Here is a 22,242-nt window from a genome sequence, read left to right on the forward strand (position 1 = left end):
CACAACACCTCGCGTCCCCCTTCCCCCGGACCACATCACCTGCCATAATATGGAAAACTCAAGAACAAGAGCAGGTGACATGCCCGAAGATCTTTTGACGCCAAGCGCCTCCACCACTTATGACGCCTCCTCCATCGAGGTGCTCGAAGGGCTGGAACCCGTGCGCAAGCGACCGGGCATGTATATCGGCGGCACGGATGAGCGCGCGCTGCACCATATGGTGGCTGAAATCCTCGACAACTCGATGGATGAGGCCGTCGCGGGCCATGCCAACCGGATCGAGGTGGAACTGCATGCCGATTATGCCCTCACCGTGCGTGACAACGGACGCGGCATTCCGATCGACCCGCACCCAAAATTCCCTGACAAATCAGCACTTGAGGTGATCCTCTGCACCCTGCACGCGGGCGGAAAGTTTTCGGGCAAGGCGTACCAGACCTCGGGCGGTCTGCATGGCGTGGGGGCCTCGGTGGTCAATGCGCTCAGCGATTCCATGGTCGTGCAGGTGGCGCGCGACAAGCAGCTCTTTGAACAGCGCTTCTCGCGCGGCACGCCCCTTGGCCCGGTGGAAAAGGTTGGCGCGGCCCCCAATCGGCGCGGCACCACCGTGACCTTCCATGCTGATGCCGAGATTTTCGGCCATCACAAATTCAAACCCGCCCGCCTGTTCAAATCCATCCGCTCCAAGGCCTACCTGTTCTCGGGCGTCGAGATTCGCTGGAAATCGGCCATCGACGATGGCGAGACCCCGACCGAAGCCACGTTCCACTTCCCCGGCGGGCTCAGCGATTACCTCAAGGAATCGATGAACGGCTCCTCCACCTATGCCGAGCAGCCTTTCGCGGGCACCGTGGACTTTCAGGATAAGTTCAACACCCCCGGCAAGGTCGAATGGGCGATCAACTGGACGCCCTCGCGCGACGGGTTCATCCAGTCCTATTGTAACACTGTTCCCACGCCCGAGGGGGGCACCCATGTGGCAGGCTTCTGGGCCGCGATCCTCAAGGGGATCAAGGCCTATGGCGAGTTGGTCAACAATAAGAAGGCCACCCAAATCACCCGCGACGACCTGATCACCGGCGGCTGCGCGCTGGTCTCGTGTTTCATCCGCGAGCCGGAATTCGTCGGCCAGACCAAGGACCGCCTTGCCACGGTCGAGGCGCAGCGGCTGGTGGAAAATTCCGTCCGCGACCATTTCGACAACTGGCTCGCCGCCGATACCAAATCCGCGGGGGCAATCCTCGACTTTCTGGTGCTCAGGGCCGAGGAACGCCTGCGCCGCAGGGCCGAGAAGGAAACACAACGCAAATCCGCCACAAAGAAACTCCGCCTTCCCGGCAAGCTGGTGGATTGCTCTAGTTCAACACGCGACGGCACCGAATTATTCATCGTCGAGGGGGATTCAGCGGGCGGCTCGGCCAAAATGGCCCGCAACCGCAAGAACCAGGCGCTGCTGCCGCTCAGGGGCAAGATCCTGAACGTGCTGGGCGCGGCCAGTTCGAAACTGGGCAGCAATGCCGAGATCAGCGACCTGACGCAGGCGCTTGGCGTGGGGCTGGGCACCAAGTTCAACATCGACGATCTGCGCTATGACAAGGTCATCATCATGACCGACGCGGATGTGGACGGCGCGCATATCGCCTCGCTCCTGATGACCTTCTTCTTCACCCAGATGCGGCCGATGATCGACGCGGGCCACCTGTATCTAGCCTGCCCGCCCCTCTACCGCCTGACCCAAGGCGCCAAACGGGTCTATTGCCTGGACGAGCCCGAGCGGGACGCGTGGCTGGAGAAAGGGCTGGGCGGCAAGGGCAAGATCGATGTGTCCCGCTTCAAGGGTCTGGGTGAGATGGACGCCAAGGACCTCAAGGAAACCACGATGGACCCCGAGAGCCGCAAACTGATCCGCGTCACCATCGACGAGGACGAACCAGGAGAGACCGGAGACCTCGTCGAACGCCTGATGGGCAAAAAACCCGAACTTCGCTTCCAATACATTCAGGAGAACGCGCGGTTTGTGGAGGAGTTGGATGTATGAGGGCGAGTCATGGACTTTCCGCCAACATAATAGTTAGTTTCTGATGCCCAAACCTCCTGAAGTCCTAGTAGCATTCTTCAAGCAACCCTATGACAAAATCGGCTCATGGAAGATAGTTGGGGACCAACTTGGCCAATACGATGCCCTTGGTGAAGTACTAGACGAGCTTCAACATGAGAGCGATCGGGGAGCCGCGATTGTTGCGGCAACCGTACTCGATGGCCTTCTAAAAGATCTGTTATTCGCTCTTTTTCAAAATCATGACAAAGAGAGAGAATGCTTTTCAGGAAATGGTCCTCTTGCAACATTCTCGTCAAGAATAGACCTCTCATATTAACTTGGCATTGTTTCCAAAGAAGAACAGCTGGCATTGAACATCAAACGCAAAGTCCGAAATGACTTTGCACATATTCGTAGGCTGAAGTTCGATACGCCGGCAATCGCCGACCGTTGTAGATCTCTAGATTTTGCAACAAGAAACCAAGAATCCGACAGTCCTCGGTATGTTTTCCTAAACAACTCTATTGGTTTGATTTTTCAACTTTTTGACAGATCCAGCGAGATAAAGTCTCGACGACCCAAACTAGAAATTAGGCGAACAGTCAAAGACTTCTCCACAGATGAGAAGTAGGTAAGCGGCTGGATTTGACCAGCAAGCTGTAGCGCGGGTTCTCAACCCATACTTCATCCTACCAAGCCGTCACGAAGGTGCGTGCCCCCTAACCGGGCAACACGCCCCTCGCGCCCGGCCCGAGGGTGGGTGCGGAACGCGCCCGCCCTGTGGGGCGGGTCGGGCGCGTGCGAAATTCAAGGAATTTCGCATTGGTTGGATCAGCCGCTCTCCCATCCATTTGAAATCTTGACGACAAATGCGTGAGGGCTGTTGCGTGTGGGCTAGGCGTGCATAGACTCCCCCCATGACCTCTTTCATCGCCGAAAACCAACTGGCCCTGCTTCTGCTCTTCTTTCTGGGGGGCTGTATCGGCACCGGGTTCCTGTTTCGCAAACCCGCTGGGCACCGGGCCTGGAAGCTGGCCGATCTGGTCTGGGTGCTGCTCGGCGGGATTGGCGCGCTGACGGCGATTATTGCGGGGCTTTATGTCTCGGACAGCTCGCGCCTCGACCGGCAGATCGATGTGGCCTATGCCGCCACGCTGGCCTTTGACCGCGACGCCGCCCGGTTCCGCCTGCGCTTTTGCGACCCGGCCTATGACCCCGATACCGGGGTTCTGTGCGAAAAGGTCGAGTTCCTGTCCGCCTCCACCGCCAGCAATGCCGACCTGCCGCTGTTCATCGCCGTCACCGACGAGGTCGCGCCGCTGCAGGGGCTGAACTTTCTGTTTGGCGGGCGCGACGAGGATGACATGGACGGGATGAAGGGCATGATGGCGCAGGCCGATGCCTTTGACCCCGATCAGTTTCTGGTCTTCACCACGCTGGATGACGACACACAGGCAGCGGTGGACAATATGCGCCGCAAAGTGCCCGCGATCGCCGGGGATTACCTGATCTTGGCGCAGGCCTATGACGATCTGGTGGAACAGGTGGGCAAGCTGAAGGATGAATGGGAATACCTGCAGGCCAATGCGCATATCCTGATCCTGCAGATCATCGCGCTGTGCCTTGTGAGCTTCGCCGCACCCTTCCGGTTGGGAAAATCCGTGGTGGAGTTACGCTGAAGCGCCGCTTGGAAACACCTTTTCAGCGCCGGTAGCTCTCGGCCAGCTTTTGTGGATCGGCACCGGCAAAATACCGTGTCAGCGTCCAGAGGTTGCGCGCCCCGCGCCGGAGCCATCCAGCCTTGGCGTATCGTTTGGCGCTGGTTGTCGCGCGCACGGGCAGGCCCGTCAGCCGTGGCAGGGCGCGCACCAGCGCCACATCCTCCATCAGCGGCTGATCGGGATAGCCGCCGACGCGCTCATAGACCGCGCGCCGCACCAGCAGGCCCTGATCGCCATAGGGCAACCCGAACAGCCGCGAGCGCAGATTGGCCCAGCCCGCAACCCACGCCGGGGCAAATCCACCGGCACGGAAGGCAAGCCGGAAATAAGCCCCCTGCCCCGACCCCTCGATATGTTCGCCGACAACCTGCGACCAGCCCCGCTCCAGTACCGTATCGGCATGCAGGACCAGCAGCCAATCAGCCCGGGCCTCTGCACAGCCGCGCCGCAGCTGCCCCCCGCGCGAGGCAGGCCCGCTCACCAGATGCGCCCCGGCCTCATCCGCGATGGCGCAAGTGACATCCTGCGAGCCGCCATCGGTCACGATCAGCTCGCGGATCAACCCGGTCGTCAGCCCTTCGATCAGGGCCTCCAGACAGGTTGGCAGGCTGTCACCGGCGTTGAGCGTCGGGATCACGATGCTGATCTTGGCCGCCATGTGCTTCTCCTCTGGTGCCCGGGCGGGGTTGTCCTATATCACGGGGGCCAGACCCTAGACGAGGAACCCCAGATGTCCACCCGCCGCATCCTGATGATTACCGGTTCTGACGCTACGGATTTTCTACAAGGCCTTGTCACCAACGATATGAAGGGGCTGGAGCACGGGCTGGTCTATGCCGCGCTTCTGACGCCGCAGGGCAAGTATATCGCCGATTTCTTCCTTGTCCGGCAAGGTGACACTATCCTGCTGGATGTGGCGGAAATCCTCGGTGACATGCTGTTCAAACGCCTGAGCATGTACAAGCTGCGCGCCGATGTGCAGATCGCCGAGAGCGCGCTGAACCTGCAGCGCGGCACCGGCCCTGCCCCCGAGGGTGCCCTGCCCGACCCGCGCCATGCAGATCTTGGCTGGCGGCACTACTCCGAGGTGGAGGAAAGCGATGATGGCAGCGATTGGGATGCGATTCGCGTGGCCCATTGCATCCCCGAAACCGGGGTCGAGTTGACACCGGACAGCTATATCCTGGAATCCGGGTTCGAGGCGCTCAATGGCGTGGATTTCAAGAAAGGCTGTTATGTCGGTCAGGAAGTGACTGCGCGGATGAAGCACAAGACAGCGCTGCGCAAGGGGCTTTGCCTGGTCGATATCGATGGCGAGGCCGAACCCGGAACCGCGATCACCGCCGATGGTAAGCCCGCCGGAACGCTCTTTACCCGGTCCGGCAACCGCGCCATGGCCTATCTGCGCTTTGACCGCGCCAAAAACGATCTGAGCGCGGGCGCGGCCCGGGTCCGGATGGATCAGGCCTGACCCCACAGCCCTTGCCGCATTCAAGGTTTGAGTTTGGATCGGTTTCTTCGCACACTATGCAGACGCGTGTTTGAGGGACGAAGATGCTTCAGCTCTATACCGCGATCTGGCGGGTCAGTTCCGGGCGGCAGATCGTTCTGATCCTGTTGTCGCTGGCCATCGCCGGGCTGGCGGCTGTCCCGCTGGATTTTCAGAAGAACATCATCAACCTGCTGACCGCAAACACGCTGGAGAAGGAAAAGCTGTTGCTGCTGGGCGCAGGGATGATGGCGGCAATCCTGCTGAGCCTGCTGCTGAAATGGATCATGGGGTACCGCGCCAGCACTTTGGGTGAGGATACGATCCGCCTGATCCGGGCACGGCTGCTGGAGCGGACCGACATTCCGGGCCGCACTAAGGGGCGTCAGGGCACGCTGACCACCGCAATCTCGGCTGAGGCCGAAGAGTTGGGCAAATTCGCCGGAAGCGCCTTTTCCGAGCCGGTGGTGCAGATCGGCACCTTGATCAGCGTGATCGGCTATATCGCCTCGACCCAGCCGATGCTGGGGCTGATCGCGCTGATGATGATCGCGCCCCAGATTCTGATCGTGATCTATTCACAAACCCACGTGAACCGCTTCATTGCCGAGCGGGTGCATGTGCTACGCGCCTCGACCGACCGCCTGAGCGCCGAGCAGTCCAAAGAGGTCAAGGCCGCCATTCTGGCCGAGTTCGACCGCATCTATGACACTCGTCGGCGGATCTTCATCTGGAAACTGTCCAGCAAGTTCCTGCTGAGCGTCATTAACGGCCTTGGTACGGTTGCGGTGCTGATGCTGGGCGGCTGGCTGGTCCTGGACGGGCGCACGGATGTGGGCACCGTGGTGGCAGCCACAGTGGGCCTCACCCGCATTCAGGCCCCCACCGCGTTCCTGATCGCCTTTTACCGGCAGGTCAGCGCCAACAGGATCAAGTTCGACCTGTTGCGTGAGATTCTGCCCCCGTCGCCATCGGCTGGGAAACCGGCCAAACCGTGACAGCCGCGAGTCGGTCAAGGCGCGGCCTGATCTGAAATGTTTGTGCAAAAGCCCAATGAACACGCGCCAGCTGCCGGGCGGTTGGCGAGTATTTGGTTGGTTCCGTTGTGACGCCGCGTTACGCGCGTTCGGAATATTCCATGGTCTCGGTGTTCACGACGATCATTTCATCCTGCCCAACAAAGGGGGGAACCATGATCTTGACACCATTGTCGAGGATCGCGGGTTTGAAGGAGTTTGCCGCAGTCTGCCCCTTGACCACCGGTTCGGTCTCGACGATCTGGCAGGTGACTTTTTGCGGCACCGTGGCGTTCAGCGCCTCGGCTTCGTAGAACTCGACCACAATGGTCATACCATCCTGCAGGAAGGGGCGGCGGTCGCCCAGCAACTCGGCCGGGACCTCGACCTGCTCATAGGTTTCCGTGTCCATGAAGACCAGCATCCCATCGTTTTCATAGAGAAATTGCTGATCTTTCTGCTCCAGGCGCACACGCTCGACCTTGTCAGCAGACCGGAAGCGTTCATTCAGTTTCGAGCCGTTGCGCAGGTTGCGCAGTTCGACCTGAGCAAAGGCGCCGCCCTTTCCTGGCTTCACATGGTCGACCTTGACCGCAGCCCAGAGCCCGCCATTATGCTCCAGCACGTTGCCCGGCCGGATTTCGTTTCCGTTGATCTTGGGCATGACTTAAATCCTTCACATACGGTTGATGCCTTGTTTCGCGCTCCTATATCTGGCGCAAAGGACACAGGCAAGACAACGATACCTTGTGCTGCACATGCAGCGAGCCATGCACTCAGCGCAATGCTCTTATGCACTTCTGGGGTACCCGAATCGAGTCTGATCAGTCATAAGCAACGCTACGCCGAAAAATGCAAGAGCAAGAACAACAAGGAAGACGAGATGCAAGATTTCGTTGACGGCACCGCCTTTAACAACGAGCAAGGCAATCGTGCACGCAAACTTTTCGCGGCTGTCGTATTGGCCGCATTGGACGACGCCATAGCCGACGACAAGAAGTACGGCAATGGTCCTGAGCAGATCGCCCGCTGGGCACGCTCGCGCGATGGGCGCGAAGTTCTGAGCTGCGCCGGGATCGATCCGAACGAACGAGTCGTGGGTGGCCTGATGGAATTCGTCGGTCGCGGGGTGCGCACATCCGTCGCGCTATCGCGCGAAGAGAGCGAGCGCCGCAATGCAGCGCAGCAGGCAGAAGCGGCCTGATCGCAATCTCCTCAAGGTTGAAAAAGCGCGCCCCACGGGGCGCGTTTTTCGTCAGAAGAACAAAATCCACTGCCGCGCCGTCCAGAGCTCGGCCGCCAGCATCAGACCAAAGACAGCCACGCCAACCGGCCCCAGACCGCCGCGCCACAGGCTCCAGAACGCCAGACAGCAGGCAAGGGCCACCACTGGCGCCACCCAAAGCGAGTGATGGGTGCTGTCCCAATAGCTGACCGGGCTGTCGAAGACCCAGTTCGTAAGCGGCCAGAATTGCGGCCGCCCATCCCCGGCATGCAGCACGAAATCCGTCGCCAGATGCAAAAGCGCGGCACCGGCAAAAGCGATCAGAACCGGACTGCGCCGGATCAGCGCAACCGTCATCAACAGCCCCCAGAGAACGAAACTGTTGTCGATGGCAAAGACGCTCTGCCAGGCGGGCGAGAAATAAAGCTCGTCAAACACCACTTGCGGTGGGATGCCCTGCACATGGAGCGCCCAAAGCGCCATCACATAAAGCGACGCATCCGGCGCCAATGCCCCCAGAAGCGCCGCAGCCATCACCCGACGGCCCTGCCCCCGCCCAAAGACGGCGGCACCGATCAAAAGATGCGCAGGCGTGTTCATGGGGCTTTTCCTCGGGGCGCAAATCAGGTCATCTGCGGGCCACGTTAGGAGGCGGGCCATGGTCAAGTCCATCATGATTCAGGGCACTGGCAGCAATGTCGGGAAATCCATGCTGGTGGCCGGGCTGGCGCGCGCCTATGCCCGGCGCGGGCTGCGGGTTGCCCCGTTCAAGCCGCAGAACATGTCAAACAATGCCGCCGTGACGGCGGAGGGCGGCGAGATCGGGCGTGCGCAGGCGCTGCAGGCGCGGGCGGCGTTTCGCGCGCCGCATACGGATATGAACCCGATCCTGCTGAAACCCGAAACCGATACCGGCGCGCAGGTGATCGTTCAGGGCCAACGGCGCGGCACCCTGAAAGCCGCCGATTACCGCAAGGACAAATCCAGCCTGCTGGCGGCTGCGTTGGAGAGCTTCGACCGGCTTTGCAGCGATGCCGATCTGGTGCTGATCGAGGGCGCAGGCAGCCCGGCAGAGACCAACCTGCGCGCAGGCGACATTGCCAATATGGGCTTTGCCTGCGCGGCAGGGGTTCCCGTAGTACTGGTGGGCGATATCCACCGTGGTGGCGTGATCGCGCAAATTGTCGGCACCCAGGCAGTCTTGGATCAGACCGATCTGGACCGAATCAGGGGTTTTGCGGTGAACCGCTTCAAGGGGGATATCCGTCTGTTCGACGAGGGGCGTGACGACATCGCGGCGCGCACCGGCTGGCCCTGTCTGGGTGTGGTGCCGTGGTTCGAGGACGCCTGGAAGCTGCCCGCAGAGGACATGATGGACATCCGCTCACATGCGGGCGGGGCGTTCAAGATTGTGGTGCCGCAATTGGAACGCATGGCGAATTTCGACGATCTCGACCCGCTGGCCGCCGAAGCCGGCATCACGGTCGAGATCGTGCCGGGCGGGCGCCCCCTGCCCGGCGATGCCGATCTCGTGCTACTACCGGGCAGCAAATCCACGATCGGCGATCTGGCTTATTTCCGCGCCCAGGGCTGGGATATCGACCTGCTGGCCCATGTGCGGCGCGGCGGGCATGTTCTGGGCCTGTGCGGTGGCTATCAGATGCTGGGACACAGTATCGACGACCCCGATGGCGTCGATGGCCGTCCGGGCAAGGTCGCCGGTCTGGGCCTGCTGGATGTCGAAACGGTGATGGCGGGGCGCAAGCAAGTCAAGCTGACCGAAGCGGTTGCGCTGGAGACCGGCGCAACGGTGCGCGGCTATGAAATTCACATGGGCCGGACCGCCGGGCCGGATTGCGCGCGTGCATGGCTGTCCATCGGTGACCGGCCCGAGGGCGCGGCCTCGGCCAATGGCCGCATCCGCGGCAGCTATCTGCATGGTATCTTCTCGTCGGATGCGTTTCGGGCGGGGTATCTGGCGTCGCTGGGACAAAGCTCAGACACCGCCTATGAGGACGGTGTCGAAGCAACGCTCGACGCGCTGGCCGATCATCTGGAGCGCTACATGGACCTCGACCTGCTGCTGGCGTTGGCCGAAAGCCCGGCGCGGCGGTAGGGGCTCAGCCCCATGACTCAGCCCAAGTCGCGGGCGGTCAGTGCGCGCTGAATTTCGCGGCGGACAAGCTTGCGCACATTGCGCGTGATCCGCTCACCCAGAACGCCTTGCAATTCCTCTCGCAGAATTTCCGCGACAAGCACGCGCAGGCTTTCCTCGTCCAGTACCGCCCCATCCGAGATCGCCGAGTCTTGCTGAGATGCAGCGGCGCCTTGTGGCGCGTCTTCGGTGTGCGTCGTTGCAGTCGTCTCCGGCGCGGGGTCGACTTCATCGACAGCCGGCTCCACCACCGAAGCTGCAGCGATTTCCACCTGTGACATCGAATCCGGTGCCGCTGCCGCGTCTTTTTCAGGCGCACGGTTCCGCCAGGAAATGGATGGATCGACCTTGGTGCCGGAATACTCCTCATTCGTGGTGCCGTCAGGCTCCCACTGATCCTCGGTGCGCGCAATCGCCGCTTCAAGCGCTTCGATCTTCTTGCTCAACGGCTCTTCAATTGGTGCACTTGACGGATTGGCTGTTTCGGCATTGTGGCGAAACGAAAACTCATCCGCCGATTGTTCACGATCTCGACTTTCGTCCGGAACGATCTTTGGGCGAATCCATGCCACCTTGTCGTTCGGAACCGCATCTTCGGGCCGCAGCAGCATCGGACGGGGCTTTGACGGAGGGGTTTCACCCTCTGCCTGCCGAGCCGACTGCGCCGCCTCATAAAGCGTCGTTCTAGGGTTGGTCCACGGAACCGCTGTCCCACGCTCGGGTGGCCCGCGGCGCTCTGCCTCGGGAACGGGCTCCGTCACGCGCAAAGCGGGCGTCAGGACGAGCTTATTGGCCTTTTTTGGCCTTCGGGGCGCGACCGGTCGCGGTTCGGGCACGCCTTCATTGCTGACAAGTTTTCTGATCGAGGACAACACATCCTCGATTCCCAAATCGGCTGCTTGATTGGACATTTTTTTCTACCACTCTGAACCTCACCCCAAGTGTAGCGAAGCCCGGCTGTTCTGCCAACACAGGAGTGGAACGTTATTGCCTGCCCAGCGCTTTCAGGACACGGTCCAGATCCTTGCTCTGCTTGCTGACCCGAGCAGGCGCGTTTTTCACCAGGTTATAATAGAGCGTCGGATCATAGATCTGAACCGCCAGCCCCAGCCGTTCGGCCGTAAGCAACCCCTGCGACAACAACACCTGATAGGCAGCCAGAGAACGTTCGGAGCGCGCAAAAATCTGCTGGGTCTGCGCATCGAGCAGGTCCTGCTCGGCGGTCAACACATCGAGGGTCGTCCGCGCACCCAGCGTCGCCTCTTCGCGAATACCGTCAAACGCGATCTGCGCCGCGCGCACTCGTTCGTTCGAAGCGGTCAGGCTGGCTTCGGCCGTCTGGAACCGCACATAGGCGTCCTTGACCCCCTGAATGACGTCCTTTTGGGCAGTCAACAGCGCAAAACGGGTGGAATCGCGGGTGGCGATTGCGCGCCGAACCTGCGCCGCAAGCGCGCCCCCGGCATAGACTGGTTGCCGAAAGGTCACCCCGGCAGAAGAGTCATTGCGAAAATCGGAACTGCTGAAGTCCTCAGTATATCCCAGATCCGCATCCAGGGTCACGTTCGGCCCAAGTTCCTTGCGTTGCTGCTGCACAATCAGTTCCGCAGCACGTACCTGATGCTGTGCCGCCAGAATGTCCGGGTGGGTTCTGACTGCAACCGCTATGGCCGCGTCAATCGAAGCTGGAAGCCTCGGAAGACTTGGCTGGCCCGCAGTTTTGCCGGGCTCGTTTCCGACGGCGTTTACATATTCGGCCTTGGCCGTCGTGAGACTGCCTAATGCATCAGCCAGGTTTGCGCGGGCTGCGGCAACACTGGCCTCTGACAGAGCCACATCCGTTCTTGTGACTTCGCCCACTTCAAAGCGATCTTGCGAAGCGCGCAATTCCTCACCCAGAACTCGGACGTTGTTGCGGCGAAGTGCAACATTGTCTTCCTGCAGGATCAGGTTCATATAAGCACTGACTGCCCGGAACAGGATGCTTTGCTCGACATCAATCAGTGATTGACGTGCTGACAACACCGATTCCTGGGCGGCTTGCTTGGCCAGCCGGGTTGCACCGCCATCAAAGAGTAATTGCTGGAAGGACAAGCCGATAAAACCCTCGGTATCACCATTGTTAGAACTGAAGTTGTTGTTCTGTTGATCCACCAATTGCCGCTGAATCTGCATGGTCCAGTTGATGATCGGCCGCAGCTGGGCCACTGCAATCGCGACATCTTCGTCCGCCGCCCGCAGCAGTGCCCGGTTCTGCTCCAAAAGCCCGCTGGTATTATAGGCCCCAACCAGCGCATCTGCGAGATTATCCGCGAGCGCCGATCGTGGCACCACTGATGCCGCCAAAAGCGCAACCGACAGGGCCGTTCCTTTTAGTACTGCTCTCAACATTGTTTTCCGCGCCTCTTTATATGTCCGGCCTGTTTTTCCCGACCCAACGGGTCACAGCGAAAATTCCGGTTGTTTTGCGAACCCCGGCAGGACTTGTCCGCCAGCATTGAATGCGTATCGCCATGACAGCTTGCCGCCGGACTTATGCCCGATCCGAACGGTCCCCACGCCGTCCTCGACAAAGGTGCAGGCAATGCGCCCGCCCTCCTTGAGCTGCGCCAGCAGAGCTTCGGGCACCTGTTCGACGCCCCCCTGAACAAGGATGGCATCATAGGGGCCATGCTCGGCGGCCCCTTCGGCCAGTGGACCGTGATGCACAACCGCATTGTCGGCACCGGCCTCAGACAAAAGCGACTGCGCCTCACCTGCCATGGCCGCATCTTCCTCGACAGCCACGACGAGCTGCGCCAAGCGCGCTGTCACGGCGGTGGAGTACCCAAGTGCCGCAGCCACATCCAGAACCGCTTCGTCGTCCTGAATGTTGAGCGCATCAAGCATTTTCGCGAATGTCCGGGGTTCGGGCAACACCCGTCCATCGCCCAGATCGATCATCTCCTCCGCGTAGGCGGCCTCGCGCTTCGCATCGGGCACGAAGGTTTCGCGAGGGACCTCCAGCATCGCCTCGATGATCGGGAACTTGGTCACATCCGACGGGCGGACCTGCGTATCCACCATGGTACGGCGCCGTGCGGCAAATTCAGGCATAATCGTGATCTTCCAACACTGTGTTACTGTGGCTTGTGCCATACTGGCATCCAGGCGGCAATGTCCCATCCACAAGTAACATTTCCTCGGTTGCCCTGTTGCAACGTGCACATTCGCCAGATTGGTCTCTCAAGTGGGTGTTTTTTGGCCGAGACCGTCTGGACGCCATTGAACAAAGCTGCTAGAACACCCCCTGAACCACAGCAAGTGATTGATTTCACTGAGAAAGGCGAGTTGGCGGAGTGGTGACGCAGCGGATTGCAAATCCGTGTACACCGGTTCGATTCCGGTACTCGCCTCCAAATAAAATCAATAACTTATCGAGCCACCATGCCAGTCTCTGGTCTCCCCTCATAATTCTGGGGGACATATAGGGGACAAGGTTGATCGTTTCCTCAGTAGTGTTCGGCCTCGCGACTGCGGCCTAACGTCCTTGGCGACTACCCCAAGACAACCCGCTTATGACGGGAAGCCAATTCGGTGCGGTCCGTCAGATTATTCGCTAGTTTGGCGCAAGAGCCTCCATAGACCAACCTTACCAAGTAATTGATATCTTCCTGCCACTCCAAGATTTCTGAGTGGTCTGCATCATAAAGCGACCTTAGCTCTGACTGAATTTTAGGCAAATCTATCAACCAGTTGTGCGCTGCGCAGTTGCGAATGGTTCGCACTCTGTCACATGTCCGTTGCTCATCCTTGCAAATCAGGCCGAGGCCGAACGAAAGGCTAATACGAGTAGAGAAGTTCATTTCCTTGTTGTCGTGAAGCAACTTTTTGGAAATCTTATGGTCAATCAGGAAGCTTTCGAGCAAGCGAGTGACTAGGACCTCGATCATCGAAGACCACACTAAGATTTGCCCTCGTATAGTTCCGGCAGAGCTTTCCTGGTTCGCCTCCAGGATAAAACGATACACTTCAGGCCATCGATCCAGAAACAGTAATCGCTCAGGTTCAACGGCGTCGTCCTCACCAACCGCTGACTTGGGTTCGAATGCCGCAACTGGTCCAAATTTGCCAGAAGCGCAAAGCTCATAAATCTCCTTGCCATGAGGCTCTGAGACGCTCGGCTCAGCCGTGAATTGAACCTTCTGTTTTATGTGATCGAATTTCACGAAGCAGTTGATCTTGGTTCTTTGAGGATTGGCCCACGCTGGGCTGTCTACTGACGAGTAAGTTAGTTTCATATCTCATAACGGCTTGGGACAACGTAGCATTCATAGCTGTCCCACCAAGAACTGAATTAAGCAAACGCAACAGCATGGACGCTCTCTCACCCCCTCGCCACCACCAACGGCGGATCATCCGGGAATGACCGGATATCGAACCACTTGAAGCACGTCCCGTCCGGGTTTCGCTTATCGCCCATGCGAATGAAGCTGCCATTGGCCCCGTGGCGGATCAGAGCGGCCCTGAACGCTCGTAAGTCGATGAGCCACCAGTTTTGCAGCGACAGCCCATCAACGTCCGCGTGCCCGTAGAACATCCAGTCGCCGTAACCGTTCACTATCTTGGAAAGCTCCGTCTCTGCACCTGACGGCACCTGTGCGCGAATGGTGAACTGGTTGGGGTAGAGCATCGCGTAGCCGGGACGGCGAACACGGGCTGCGATGCGCATGTCTCTGGCGTCCAGCGTAACCAAGTCCGTGGCCTGGAAGTGATCCAGAGGATCAGGCGCGGCCTTGAGCAAGTGGCCCCCGACGATGCGCCTAATCTCCGGCAGGAACTGATCCGACCAGCTCCGGTTCACTTGGTAAAAGGTCATGGAAACACTCGTTACAAACAAAAGAGGGCGCAGTGACTACCGCGCCATGGTTGAAGTTCACTAAGCCGCTTGGGCGTTCTCCCTTTTCTCGGCCAAGGTGGCCCGCCAGTCAGCGAGCCATTCGGGGTGGCGTTTGAAAGTGGTCATGCGTTACTCCCTTCCAAAAAGTCGCCCTGTTCAATGTCGTGCAGCAGGTCATTGGATTTCTCCGCGACGGTCTTGATAAGCGCCCCTACAGCGCTCGCGTTCTGCTCGCCGCCGTCCTCCCAAGTCAGGGCATCAAGGGCCAATGTCAGGCCGTGCAGGATAACTGCATCACGGGCGAGGTCGTGCCTGTCCTTGCCTACCTGTTGACTGCGCTCACCCATTGCACACGGCCTCCGGCTGCTTACGCAGGGCGTTAAGGCCTCGCTGGATGCTGTGATAGAGAGTGCGGCCTTCCCCGGCATAAGTCCTGTCCAGTTCAACACCCTCGGAAGCCGCAAATCTTACATGCGCCGCAATGCCTTCAAGCGTCTGCGCCGTTGCGGCGGTGACTTCGCGTTCTATCCGCTGCCAAAGCAGGTTGAGAGGGCTTTCCACCGGGATATCGCCGCCGTAGCCGTTTATGCCTGCCCTGATGGCCTCGTATTCACGCATCAACTGGCAAACCGGGTCGCCAAGTTCAGGATCGATGGGCATGGGCTTACCGTCACGCATGGCCCTGTGCATCCCGCGTGTGCAGCCCAGAAAGATGAAGTCCAGGCTTGCACCTGTGTCATGGGTGAATTGCAACAACTCGTCGGTTGGCGCGCCTTCCGCATCTGTCAATTCGGCTGGGGCGGAAACGTCCAGCATTTCCGCAATCTCTTTCACGCGACGCTTGGCCGCTTTCATATCAAGCCTGCTCATCGCTGCACCCTTTCTCTTCAGGCTCAAAACCCGGCTGCATGTAAAGGATATCGGATGCGAGGTACGCAGTGCATTCCAGCAGCCCGCGATATCCATCTTTTACAAGGTCGATATTCATGGCGCTGTCGGAGGCCGCGATACCGGTGCGGGCGAGCGAGATAATCCTTGCTGCCTTGTCAAATGTGCCCTCCTGTCGAGCGACTTCATAGTTGGGTCCGAGCATGACGGTATTGGTCGCGCTGGCGCGTTGAACATCATTGCTTTAGCCTCCGGTTGTGGTATTGATAGAAATCATATCATAACGAGCAGCACAAATGTCAATAGAAATTCTATCAATTAGGCAAATCAAGGCGGCGCGAGCTTTGTTGGCTTGGTCCCAAGTGGATTTGGCAGAGCGTTCTGGGGTTTCTTATCCGACAATCGCCAGACTTGAGACCAATGATGGCCCTCTGGGTGGTCGAAGAGAAACGGCAATTGCGATCCGATCAGCCCTCGAAGCCCAAGGCATCCAGTTCCTAGACAGCGGCGAGGTTGCTGCGGGGCCGGGGGTGGCTATGAAGCCCTGAAGTGATTGCGTTCCTAGTTGGCGCAGTGTTCATCGTTGCGCGCATACTCGATCCCATCGCATGGACTCTCGCGCGTTCCTACTTGGCAAAACTGAGCATGCCCCTGTAGCCTTGTGCCACGCTGATAGGGAGACCAGTCACCATGAACATCTCTGTGCTATTTGATACCGCTATTGCCAAGCTCGAAGCTCAAGACACAAAGGCCTTCAATCCGAATTATGGCGTAGGGGCTTATCGCTACAACGGCACAAGTTGCCTATTTGGCGGAATGATCGATGATGCACTCTATAAACCCGAAATGGATGCGCACCGTGACGAAAGCGGCAACGTCGTCAAGCGCGCACCATCCAACGAAAGCGCGATCCTGGACGCCATACGCGCCTCGACCGGCGTCAACTTGCTTGATGACCTGAGCGCGGAGGACATCGAGACTATTCACGGCATCCATGAGGTGGAGTGGCAACCCGGACGCTCCTTCAAAGCACTTCTTCCCGCTGAAGTGTCCGCTAAGATTTGGCCCTTAGAGCCAGTGCATTAAGAGTTAAGCATCGCTAAGAGGTCACGTGCCTCTTGGCAGGTTTGCTCCGCGCGAGAGACTGACCTGTTCACCTGCTTTCGAGTAGTTCCGGTAAGCTCGGCAGTCTCGGCTGCAAACTGTTTCTCATGCTGGGGCTTCTTGGTGGAACCAGTTGTTCCAGCTAGACGCCGGGCCTCCCAAAGCAATTTGCGCTTCGCCAAATGCTCAGACTTCTGCACCTGATCCAACTCCGACCGCATCAGGCTCTCGTCAATCTCCCAGAGCTGGTGAAATCCTCTACCGGGCTGCTATTCCCGCTAATCTTGCTAATCGGTCAGGCGGCCATGGCCCTATGAACGTGAAGACCCCGCACCGTGCGTAACCGGTACGGGACCGATTGTCAGCGCGTGAACAAGTGCGGCCCTGATTCAAGGATCCTGGGTCAATGGGATGGATATTGCGGACGATATGACCGTAACAAGCGAAATTGCCGAGATACATCCGAGTGTTGTCCCACCCTGTACATCTAGTAGGTCCAGGTCAGATACCTCACCTTGAACGGGCGCTGCGGGAATATGGAGGTACTTTGTATCTGCGGTGTCCCGCACAACCTTAAAGGTCACACCCTCTGGTAGCTTACCAAGAACTTCTTTGATTGCTGATGTGGCGTCGCTTTCCAGGCGCGCGCTGAAGTCTTTATCATTCCAGGCGCGCTCTTAGAGTGCTGCAAGCTTGTCGGCGCTGTTTGAAGTTTTGAATTCCATGACCTCCGTGCTCCTAGTTCGCGATGCGTAGTGCCGTCCCCTTTTGGGTGACCTCGAACCAGGAAGTATGAAGGCGACCTGCGGAGTAGATTTCTGAAGCATTAAAATCAACTGATCTGGCGGCAGGAACAGATGCCAACAGTAAGTCCCGCCATTCATGCTAATCGCGAGCCACATTGGCGAAGCTTAATCGGCTGTTAGGTTCATTCTCACAAACGGCTCGCACCATCTGTCCCCCACTGCACAAGCCAAACTTCTCACACCGGAGGCATCCGTATCATGAAGAAAGTATATTGCTGGGCCTACGCAATCGGTATTGCGCTATCGTTGAACTCTGCTGCGCAAGCGAGTGAGGCCTACGTCGGGTGCGGCCAGACAGAACTCTTGCACAGCAACACATCGATTAAGTTCGTCGGTGCAAAAGAGACAGAGGACGAAGTCGGCGACCGGCGGGAATTATACTGGCATCTCAAAAGTCTTGATGGCGACTTTGCCGGGACGTTCGACGTCATCTCCACTATTATTGGCGGAGACACTAAGACAGGACACGACGTTAGGGTTGATGGATTGCTAAGGCTCCCAAACGGAAACATCTTTTTACTAGGCAGAACATCGCTCGAAGATGCAACCGACACCGAACGGTCCGGCAATGCGGCGCAGCAGGTTGACCTTACAGTCACTGGCGGCACAGAAGAGTTTGCTGACGCAAGCGGCGGCGTTACCATCACGGTTCCTGAAAGCGACAAGAACCATTTGGAGAACCGCCCAATGACGATCAACCTAAGCTGCTGAACCCGACTTGAGCATCTGGTTGCACGCAGCGCTGCTTGTCATTCTGGGGCTTGCTGTGACGCTCTGGTGCGCATGGGGGTCGCCAAACAAGGCATGAGCGGGATTCGGGACAAGTTAAGGTGGTGACCGGGTTTGTGTCATAGGTCGAAGTGTCGGCTAAGCGCCCGCAGGCGCGACAAAATAGCAAAAAAACTACAGATGTGTTGACATCGCGGTTAGAGAAATCATGTCTGAACCATCCACCTCATACGGTATATCCTATGAGACAGGCCGCGCTGAAAGGCGCGGCTTTTCCCTTTTCTGAGAATACTTATGAGACGAGTCTACGTCTACATTGATGGCTTTAACCTGTATCACGCAATCGATGAGCTGAATGACGACAGCCTCAAGTGGCTTTGCCTGAGACGCCTTTCAGAGGCAATGATAAGTCCTAGAGAGGAAATCAGCTCTATCAAGTACTTCTCTGCGTATGCCACTTGGATTCCCGACGCATACGCTCGGCATAGGGCCTATGTGCAAGCATTGCAGGCCGAGGGCGTCAAATTTGTCCCAGCGAAGTTCAAAAAAGAAGTATCTAAAGTGCCGGGTCTGTGGTGCCCAGTACCAGACGTATGAGGAAAAAGAGACCGATGTGAACATCGCCATTCACTTGGTTCGCGATACCATGTTGGACGTGTTTGATAGGGCGCTAGTGATTTCAGCCGACACGGATATGCGTAGTGCTGTTGAGATGGCGCGCGACCTGAGTGGAACAAAGTCTATCGACGTTGTGGCCCCGCCTGGACGCAAGAAAAGGTCGAAGTCTCTAAAGCCGTTGTTTGAGATTTCAAAGGGTAAACTTAGGTCTTCTCGTCTGCTTGATAGCTACAATTTGGGCTCGGGAAAAGTTGTTCATATGCCGAGCAGATACCGACTTCCCAACGCCTAGAACTTTGCGTGCCGGTCAAGTGGGCATGCCCTTTGCATTAGGTGAGTAAGCCTTGCTCACGCCCCGCCCGCCTTCACACTCCGGTAACAATCCCGGTCTAGGCCCGGCCATCCTTTGTATTTCTTCGTACTGACCCCACGCCTGTGGGGTCACTTTTTTGCGCCCGCCTGCCTTCGTCATAAGCCATCTAAGCGACTAAGCGCACGAACTGGACCAGTTCCTCGCCTTCCAACTCAACAGCGCCAGCTACGAAGGCCGAGACGTCGGGGCTGTGTGACCACGCCCTTGCCTCTGCGCTGATGTTGTCCAGCGCCTGCTTTATCTCTTCCTCTGGGGTCATGATGGCAGTATGCACATTCATACCGGTTGTGGACAGTATGCCCTCGGTCTTGGCCATCAGCACCGTTAGCGCAACCTTGCCCCAAGTCGGGGGTAGAGACGGTTCGGAGCGTGCGAAAACATGGGGCGAGGCTGCGTGTCCTCGGTATTGTGTTACTGACTGCTCCCCCGGCTGTCCCGTTGTGATTCCGCGCGGCCTCAATAACGCAATTGGGAGTATCCGGGATAAAGCAGCTTCTGTAGGCGTTCCTGCCGGAGTACCTCGCACGCGGAATAGTCAGAGAAATCGGTGACATAAGACTGATTGACGCGCACCCATGCCGCCAAAAACTATGAGATTTGGAGGGGGATCAAATGACAACTTACACCTATACAGGCACTTCGGTGTCATATGCTGGCCCTGACAGCACCACTGTAGTCGCGGTTGACGTCACCACTCTAACAATCGTTGCGGCGGATACGGATGACAGCTTCAGCTATGCCATAACTGCATCAAACACAGGTGGCCTTCCAGAGGTCAGTATCACAAATCAAAATTTCTATAGTGTGCAGGTCAATGGCGTTTCGGCTCTAACGGGCCTTTTCGAAATAGAAATCGGTCAAATTGCTTGGGGTCCGGGAAATATAACCCAATTGATGAATTTCTGGGATGATTTTGATACCGCACATGGATTTACGTTAGGCGGCGCGACAATTCCAGAGATTTCCACGGTGGCGGATTGGCAAGCGTTTGAGGCTAGCGTTACCGACGTTGGCGCTATCATTATTGGCCCATATGTGGCAGGCAGCACAGTCAATCTCGCCAACTTGCCTGGAGTTGTAATCACCGAACATGACCGTATCATCGGCGATACCGACGCCAATTTTCTTGAGGGCGGCGTTGGCAGAGACCAAATCCAAGGGCTCGGCGGCAACGATACTCTGCGCGGTGGCAACGGATTTGATACGCTGAAAGGTGGTGACGGGGCGGATCGGCTCTTTGCGGGTGACGGTGCCGATGTGGCGCGCGGAGAGAACGGCAATGACACATTGCGCGGTGGCAACGGAAACGATACCCTCTATGGCGGTGCGGGCAGTGACGTCGTCTATGGCGGCACCGGCAAGGACGTTCTCGGCGGCGGCAATGGCAATGACCGCCTCTTTGCGGGCCGGGACGATGACAAGGTCACGGGTGGCTGGGGCAACGACAATCTTGGCGGCAACGACGGCGACGATTCACTCAGTGCCGGAGTAGGTAACGACACCATATTCGGCGGCGACGGCGCGGACACGCTGGGCGGCGGCGATGGTGCAGACGCGCTGTGGGGCGGGGCGGGTAATGACACGCTGTTCGGGAGCAACGGCGATGACTCGCTGCGCGGCAGTGGCGGCGATGACAGCTTCTTTGGTGGCGCGGGCGCTGATGTGTTGGACGGCGGCGCGGGCAATGATACGCTTCGCGGCGGCGCAGGCGTGGATGTGCTGGTTTTCACGAGCGGTGCGGATCAGGTACTCAGCTTTGGTCTAGGTGACCGGATTGATCTGTCGGGAGTGACCTCAATCTTCAACTTTGCAGACTTGCAGGCAAACCATCTAACTGGCCCAGTGAATGCGACAATCAACGATGGGGCGGGCAACATCATGACGCTTTTGGGCGTGGGGTCAGGGACGCTCGATGCGGGTGACTTCATCTTCTAAAGCGTTCCGCCCAAAAGCTGAATAGGCATCCAATGCGCTGTTCGACAAGGAAAATACCAGCCTATCGGTTCAGTCCCGATTTCGGCCCCATCAGCCGATATGAACTCTCGCCGGGACGCTCTGGATCACCCTGCGCAAGTTCCAGGTCGAACTCTTCCAGAAACGGCACCAGCAGCCCCGGATCGGCCATATAGAAGGCCGTTGTGTCTCTGAGGTCGCAACGAGGCACACAGTCAGCATTGTAGCCCCACAAGCCCCGCCCTGCGCGCTCGTCCATCCATCTGTGCAGGTCGTCATAACTCCGTCCGAACCCATCTAAAGGAACCAGCACGCGGACCCTCAGAGGATAGAACAGCTCGTCAGCGGCTTTCTTTCGGGAGCGGGATTTGGTGCGCATGGCGGGAAAACTAGGAGCGATTTTCAGCTTGGGCAAGCTGCAATGTTCCCAGTATGTTCTCTTTATGCCTGTCTCTCATCCGCCAGCCCATCCATACCCCGGAAAGGCCCGCACGTTGCGGGATGCTGCGGCTGGTGGTCAGGTCATCACGCTTCGGTGCAACCTGTGCCGTCGCAAAGTCCATTTCCTTGCCTCAGACCTCGTTAACATCGTTGGCCCCGACTGGCCCATGCATGAGCCGGTACTCAGCAACTTTTCCAGGGCGCGTGACCTTGATTAATCAAAATTAACACGGCCAAGGCGAAAGGCTCAGCATTCGCTTCCATCTAACTTGAAGGACGAAACAGAAACAGGCGGCTGGTGCTGGAAATCCGGACATCTGATTGAACGGGTGCGCATCGAACGGTCTGGTGAGTCCAGTGAACCTTGTTACGCAGCAATGCGCTCAAAATGGGAGGAAGACATGAAACCTATGAATAAAAACTCAGCAGAAGCTCAAAAAGCGGCATTTTTCGAAAAGATTTGGAATGATGACGCCTTCGCTCGGGCATTGGAAGCGAACCCGAGGGCCGCGCTTGCAGAATTCGGGAACAACCTGCCCGAAAATGTAGATATCCGTGTCGTGCGCGACACTGAAAAGGTGAAATATCTACATATTCCGGCGGTTCCGGTCGATATGGAACTGTCTGACGCCGATCTGATAAGTGCTCAGGGCGGCACCACGCCGCTCTGCGGTGTCATCCTCGGTAGCATCATCAGCGTTGCTTCGGTCAGCGTCAGCGCCACGTTCACCAAGGATATGTAGCGGCTTTGCCACCGTTTTGGGGGTTAGGGCATCAATCGGCGCCAACGCCTCCCTGGTCGGAGCG

The 22,242-nt window shown here is 58.2% G+C and carries 24 protein-coding genes and 1 tRNA gene; 12 read left to right on the top strand and 13 right to left on the bottom strand.

What is annotated here, in order from left to right:
- The first annotated feature begins 79 nt into the window (after positions 1 to 79).
- Positions 80 to 2,038, top strand: coding sequence for a DNA topoisomerase IV subunit B (gene parE / locus Q5Y75_RS06565; RefSeq protein ID WP_306195494.1), 1,959 nt, complete (start codon positions 80 to 82; stop codon positions 2,036 to 2,038).
- 917 nt (positions 2,039 to 2,955) lie between these two features.
- Positions 2,956 to 3,717, top strand: coding sequence for a hypothetical protein (locus Q5Y75_RS06570; protein ID WP_306195496.1), 762 nt, complete (start codon positions 2,956 to 2,958; stop codon positions 3,715 to 3,717).
- Positions 3,718 to 3,739: 22 nt separating this feature from the next.
- Here the strand turns inward: Q5Y75_RS06570 and Q5Y75_RS06575 are convergent, their stop codons facing one another.
- Positions 3,740 to 4,417, bottom strand: a complete 678-nt coding sequence (locus tag Q5Y75_RS06575) for a TIGR04283 family arsenosugar biosynthesis glycosyltransferase (RefSeq protein WP_306195498.1) — start codon at positions 4,415 to 4,417, stop codon at positions 3,740 to 3,742.
- Positions 4,418 to 4,489: 72 nt separating this feature from the next.
- Here Q5Y75_RS06575 and ygfZ point away from each other — a divergent pair, with 72 nt between their 5' ends.
- Both ygfZ and Q5Y75_RS06585 read left to right on the top strand, forming a co-directional pair.
- Positions 4,490 to 5,230: a CAF17-like 4Fe-4S cluster assembly/insertion protein YgfZ gene (gene ygfZ, locus Q5Y75_RS06580; RefSeq protein ID WP_306195500.1), complete on the top strand. Its 741-nt coding sequence runs from the start codon at positions 4,490 to 4,492 to the stop codon at positions 5,228 to 5,230.
- A gap of 83 nt (positions 5,231 to 5,313) precedes the next feature.
- Entirely contained in the window at positions 5,314 to 6,246 is a 933-nt protein-coding gene (locus tag Q5Y75_RS06585; RefSeq protein WP_306195502.1) for an ABC transporter transmembrane domain-containing protein, read from the top strand.
- A 118-nt stretch (positions 6,247 to 6,364) separates the two neighbouring features.
- On the opposite strand, the gene efp is transcribed toward Q5Y75_RS06585, so the two are convergent.
- Positions 6,365 to 6,928 carry an elongation factor P gene (gene efp / locus Q5Y75_RS06590; protein WP_306195504.1) on the bottom strand — a complete coding sequence of 188 codons (564 nt, stop codon included), beginning with the start codon at positions 6,926 to 6,928 and terminating at the stop codon, positions 6,365 to 6,367.
- Between the two features lie 219 nt (positions 6,929 to 7,147).
- Between efp and Q5Y75_RS06595 the strand changes: the two genes are divergently transcribed.
- Complete coding sequence (locus tag Q5Y75_RS06595; protein ID WP_306195506.1) at positions 7,148 to 7,468, top strand: DUF6280 family protein; 321 nt, start codon at positions 7,148 to 7,150, stop codon at positions 7,466 to 7,468.
- Between the two features lie 51 nt (positions 7,469 to 7,519).
- Here the strand turns inward: Q5Y75_RS06595 and Q5Y75_RS06600 are convergent, their stop codons facing one another.
- Positions 7,520 to 8,089: a cobalamin biosynthesis protein CobQ gene (locus Q5Y75_RS06600; protein ID WP_306195508.1), complete on the bottom strand. Its 570-nt coding sequence runs from the start codon at positions 8,087 to 8,089 to the stop codon at positions 7,520 to 7,522.
- A gap of 58 nt (positions 8,090 to 8,147) precedes the next feature.
- On the opposite strand from Q5Y75_RS06600, the gene Q5Y75_RS06605 reads away from it, so the two are divergent.
- A complete protein-coding gene (locus tag Q5Y75_RS06605; RefSeq protein WP_306195510.1) occupies positions 8,148 to 9,605 on the top strand; it encodes a cobyric acid synthase in 1,458 nt (485 codons plus the stop codon).
- 17 nt (positions 9,606 to 9,622) lie between these two features.
- Here Q5Y75_RS06605 and Q5Y75_RS06610 read toward each other — a convergent pair whose 3' ends face one another.
- From Q5Y75_RS06610 to Q5Y75_RS06620, 3 genes are all read right to left on the bottom strand, one after another.
- The gene (locus tag Q5Y75_RS06610; RefSeq protein ID WP_306195512.1) at positions 9,623 to 10,255 is read right to left on the bottom strand and encodes a hypothetical protein; all 633 of its coding nucleotides are present in this window, start codon (positions 10,253 to 10,255) and stop codon (positions 9,623 to 9,625) included.
- 373 nt (positions 10,256 to 10,628) lie between these two features.
- A complete protein-coding gene (locus Q5Y75_RS06615) occupies positions 10,629 to 12,035 on the bottom strand; it encodes a TolC family outer membrane protein (protein WP_306195514.1) in 1,407 nt (468 codons plus the stop codon).
- Between the two features lie 51 nt (positions 12,036 to 12,086).
- Entirely contained in the window at positions 12,087 to 12,740 is a 654-nt protein-coding gene (locus Q5Y75_RS06620) for a protein-L-isoaspartate O-methyltransferase family protein (protein WP_306195515.1), read from the bottom strand.
- Between the two features lie 228 nt (positions 12,741 to 12,968).
- Here Q5Y75_RS06620 and Q5Y75_RS06625 point away from each other — a divergent pair.
- Positions 12,969 to 13,042: transfer RNA gene (locus tag Q5Y75_RS06625), tRNA-Cys, on the top strand.
- A 138-nt stretch (positions 13,043 to 13,180) separates the two neighbouring features.
- Here Q5Y75_RS06625 and Q5Y75_RS06630 read toward each other — a convergent pair.
- The 5 genes from Q5Y75_RS06630 to Q5Y75_RS06650 all read right to left on the bottom strand — a co-directional run bounded on the left by Q5Y75_RS06630 (position 13,181) and on the right by Q5Y75_RS06650 (position 15,616).
- Positions 13,181 to 13,924, bottom strand: coding sequence for a hypothetical protein (locus tag Q5Y75_RS06630; RefSeq protein ID WP_306195517.1), 744 nt, complete (start codon positions 13,922 to 13,924; stop codon positions 13,181 to 13,183).
- Between the two features lie 86 nt (positions 13,925 to 14,010).
- Positions 14,011 to 14,502 carry a hypothetical protein gene (locus Q5Y75_RS06635; RefSeq protein WP_306195519.1) on the bottom strand — a complete coding sequence of 164 codons (492 nt, stop codon included), beginning with the start codon at positions 14,500 to 14,502 and terminating at the stop codon, positions 14,011 to 14,013.
- 143 nt (positions 14,503 to 14,645) lie between these two features.
- Entirely contained in the window at positions 14,646 to 14,870 is a 225-nt protein-coding gene (locus tag Q5Y75_RS06640) for a hypothetical protein (protein ID WP_306195521.1), read from the bottom strand.
- Positions 14,863 to 15,393, bottom strand: a complete 531-nt coding sequence (locus tag Q5Y75_RS06645) for a hypothetical protein (protein ID WP_306195523.1) — start codon at positions 15,391 to 15,393, stop codon at positions 14,863 to 14,865. Before Q5Y75_RS06645 ends, Q5Y75_RS06640 begins: the two co-directional genes overlap by 8 nt.
- A complete protein-coding gene (locus tag Q5Y75_RS06650; protein WP_306195525.1) occupies positions 15,380 to 15,616 on the bottom strand; it encodes a hypothetical protein in 237 nt (78 codons plus the stop codon). The genes Q5Y75_RS06645 and Q5Y75_RS06650 overlap by 14 nt, the downstream gene beginning before the upstream one ends.
- Before the next feature lie 91 nt (positions 15,617 to 15,707).
- On the opposite strand from Q5Y75_RS06650, the gene Q5Y75_RS06655 reads away from it, so the two are divergent.
- The 3 genes from Q5Y75_RS06655 to Q5Y75_RS06665 all read left to right on the top strand — a co-directional run bounded on the left by Q5Y75_RS06655 (position 15,708) and on the right by Q5Y75_RS06665 (position 18,032).
- A complete protein-coding gene (locus Q5Y75_RS06655) occupies positions 15,708 to 15,959 on the top strand; it encodes a helix-turn-helix transcriptional regulator (RefSeq protein WP_306195527.1) in 252 nt (83 codons plus the stop codon).
- 142 nt (positions 15,960 to 16,101) lie between these two features.
- A complete protein-coding gene (locus Q5Y75_RS06660) occupies positions 16,102 to 16,497 on the top strand; it encodes a hypothetical protein (RefSeq protein WP_306195529.1) in 396 nt (131 codons plus the stop codon).
- 1,022 nt (positions 16,498 to 17,519) lie between these two features.
- On the top strand, positions 17,520 to 18,032 hold the full coding sequence (locus Q5Y75_RS06665) for a hypothetical protein (RefSeq protein ID WP_306195531.1): 513 nt from the start codon (positions 17,520 to 17,522) through the stop codon (positions 18,030 to 18,032).
- A gap of 1,115 nt (positions 18,033 to 19,147) precedes the next feature.
- Here the strand turns inward: Q5Y75_RS06665 and Q5Y75_RS06670 are convergent.
- Positions 19,148 to 19,357 (bottom strand): hypothetical protein, encoded by a 210-nt coding sequence (locus tag Q5Y75_RS06670; protein WP_306195533.1) that lies wholly within the window; start codon positions 19,355 to 19,357, stop codon positions 19,148 to 19,150.
- A gap of 296 nt (positions 19,358 to 19,653) precedes the next feature.
- On the opposite strand from Q5Y75_RS06670, the gene Q5Y75_RS06675 reads away from it, so the two are divergent.
- Entirely contained in the window at positions 19,654 to 20,976 is a 1,323-nt protein-coding gene (locus tag Q5Y75_RS06675) for a calcium-binding protein (RefSeq protein WP_306195535.1), read from the top strand.
- A gap of 61 nt (positions 20,977 to 21,037) precedes the next feature.
- On the opposite strand, the gene Q5Y75_RS06680 is transcribed toward Q5Y75_RS06675, so the two are convergent.
- Positions 21,038 to 21,409 carry a hypothetical protein gene (locus tag Q5Y75_RS06680; protein WP_306195537.1) on the bottom strand — a complete coding sequence of 124 codons (372 nt, stop codon included), beginning with the start codon at positions 21,407 to 21,409 and terminating at the stop codon, positions 21,038 to 21,040.
- Between the two features lie 295 nt (positions 21,410 to 21,704).
- Between Q5Y75_RS06680 and Q5Y75_RS06685 the strand changes: the two genes are divergently transcribed.
- Complete coding sequence (locus tag Q5Y75_RS06685; RefSeq protein WP_306195538.1) at positions 21,705 to 22,178, top strand: NHLP leader peptide family RiPP precursor; 474 nt, start codon at positions 21,705 to 21,707, stop codon at positions 22,176 to 22,178.
- Positions 22,179 to 22,242: the final 64 nt, after the last annotated feature.

This window comes from Ruegeria discodermiae (assembly GCF_030758345.1).
Lineage (GTDB): Bacteria > Pseudomonadota > Alphaproteobacteria > Rhodobacterales > Rhodobacteraceae > Ruegeria_C.

Coding starts and splice junctions, on each gene's coding strand:
- Q5Y75_RS06655 (WP_306195527.1), top strand. CDS start 15,708: ATGTCAATAGAAATTCTATCAATTAGGCAAATCAAGGCGGCGCGAGCT.
- efp (WP_306195504.1), bottom strand. CDS start 6,928: ATGCCCAAGATCAACGGAAACGAAATCCGGCCGGGCAACGTGCTGGAG.
- Q5Y75_RS06650 (WP_306195525.1), bottom strand. CDS start 15,616: ATGCTCGGACCCAACTATGAAGTCGCTCGACAGGAGGGCACATTTGAC.
- Q5Y75_RS06595 (WP_306195506.1), top strand. CDS start 7,148: ATGCAAGATTTCGTTGACGGCACCGCCTTTAACAACGAGCAAGGCAAT.
- Q5Y75_RS06575 (WP_306195498.1), bottom strand. CDS start 4,417: ATGGCGGCCAAGATCAGCATCGTGATCCCGACGCTCAACGCCGGTGAC.
- Q5Y75_RS06620 (WP_306195515.1), bottom strand. CDS start 12,740: ATGCCTGAATTTGCCGCACGGCGCCGTACCATGGTGGATACGCAGGTC.
- Q5Y75_RS06635 (WP_306195519.1), bottom strand. CDS start 14,502: ATGACCTTTTACCAAGTGAACCGGAGCTGGTCGGATCAGTTCCTGCCG.
- Q5Y75_RS06630 (WP_306195517.1), bottom strand. CDS start 13,924: ATGAAACTAACTTACTCGTCAGTAGACAGCCCAGCGTGGGCCAATCCT.
- Q5Y75_RS06615 (WP_306195514.1), bottom strand. CDS start 12,035: ATGTTGAGAGCAGTACTAAAAGGAACGGCCCTGTCGGTTGCGCTTTTG.
- Q5Y75_RS06665 (WP_306195531.1), top strand. CDS start 17,520: ATGAAGAAAGTATATTGCTGGGCCTACGCAATCGGTATTGCGCTATCG.
- Q5Y75_RS06670 (WP_306195533.1), bottom strand. CDS start 19,357: ATGGCCAAGACCGAGGGCATACTGTCCACAACCGGTATGAATGTGCAT.
- Q5Y75_RS06585 (WP_306195502.1), top strand. CDS start 5,314: ATGCTTCAGCTCTATACCGCGATCTGGCGGGTCAGTTCCGGGCGGCAG.
- parE (WP_306195494.1), top strand. CDS start 80: ATGCCCGAAGATCTTTTGACGCCAAGCGCCTCCACCACTTATGACGCC.
- Q5Y75_RS06610 (WP_306195512.1), bottom strand. CDS start 10,255: ATGCTGCTGCGGCCCGAAGATGCGGTTCCGAACGACAAGGTGGCATGG.
- ygfZ (WP_306195500.1), top strand. CDS start 4,490: ATGTCCACCCGCCGCATCCTGATGATTACCGGTTCTGACGCTACGGAT.
- Q5Y75_RS06605 (WP_306195510.1), top strand. CDS start 8,148: ATGGTCAAGTCCATCATGATTCAGGGCACTGGCAGCAATGTCGGGAAA.
- Q5Y75_RS06645 (WP_306195523.1), bottom strand. CDS start 15,393: ATGAGCAGGCTTGATATGAAAGCGGCCAAGCGTCGCGTGAAAGAGATT.
- Q5Y75_RS06570 (WP_306195496.1), top strand. CDS start 2,956: ATGACCTCTTTCATCGCCGAAAACCAACTGGCCCTGCTTCTGCTCTTC.
- Q5Y75_RS06675 (WP_306195535.1), top strand. CDS start 19,654: ATGACAACTTACACCTATACAGGCACTTCGGTGTCATATGCTGGCCCT.
- Q5Y75_RS06640 (WP_306195521.1), bottom strand. CDS start 14,870: ATGGGTGAGCGCAGTCAACAGGTAGGCAAGGACAGGCACGACCTCGCC.
- Q5Y75_RS06660 (WP_306195529.1), top strand. CDS start 16,102: ATGAACATCTCTGTGCTATTTGATACCGCTATTGCCAAGCTCGAAGCT.
- Q5Y75_RS06600 (WP_306195508.1), bottom strand. CDS start 8,089: ATGAACACGCCTGCGCATCTTTTGATCGGTGCCGCCGTCTTTGGGCGG.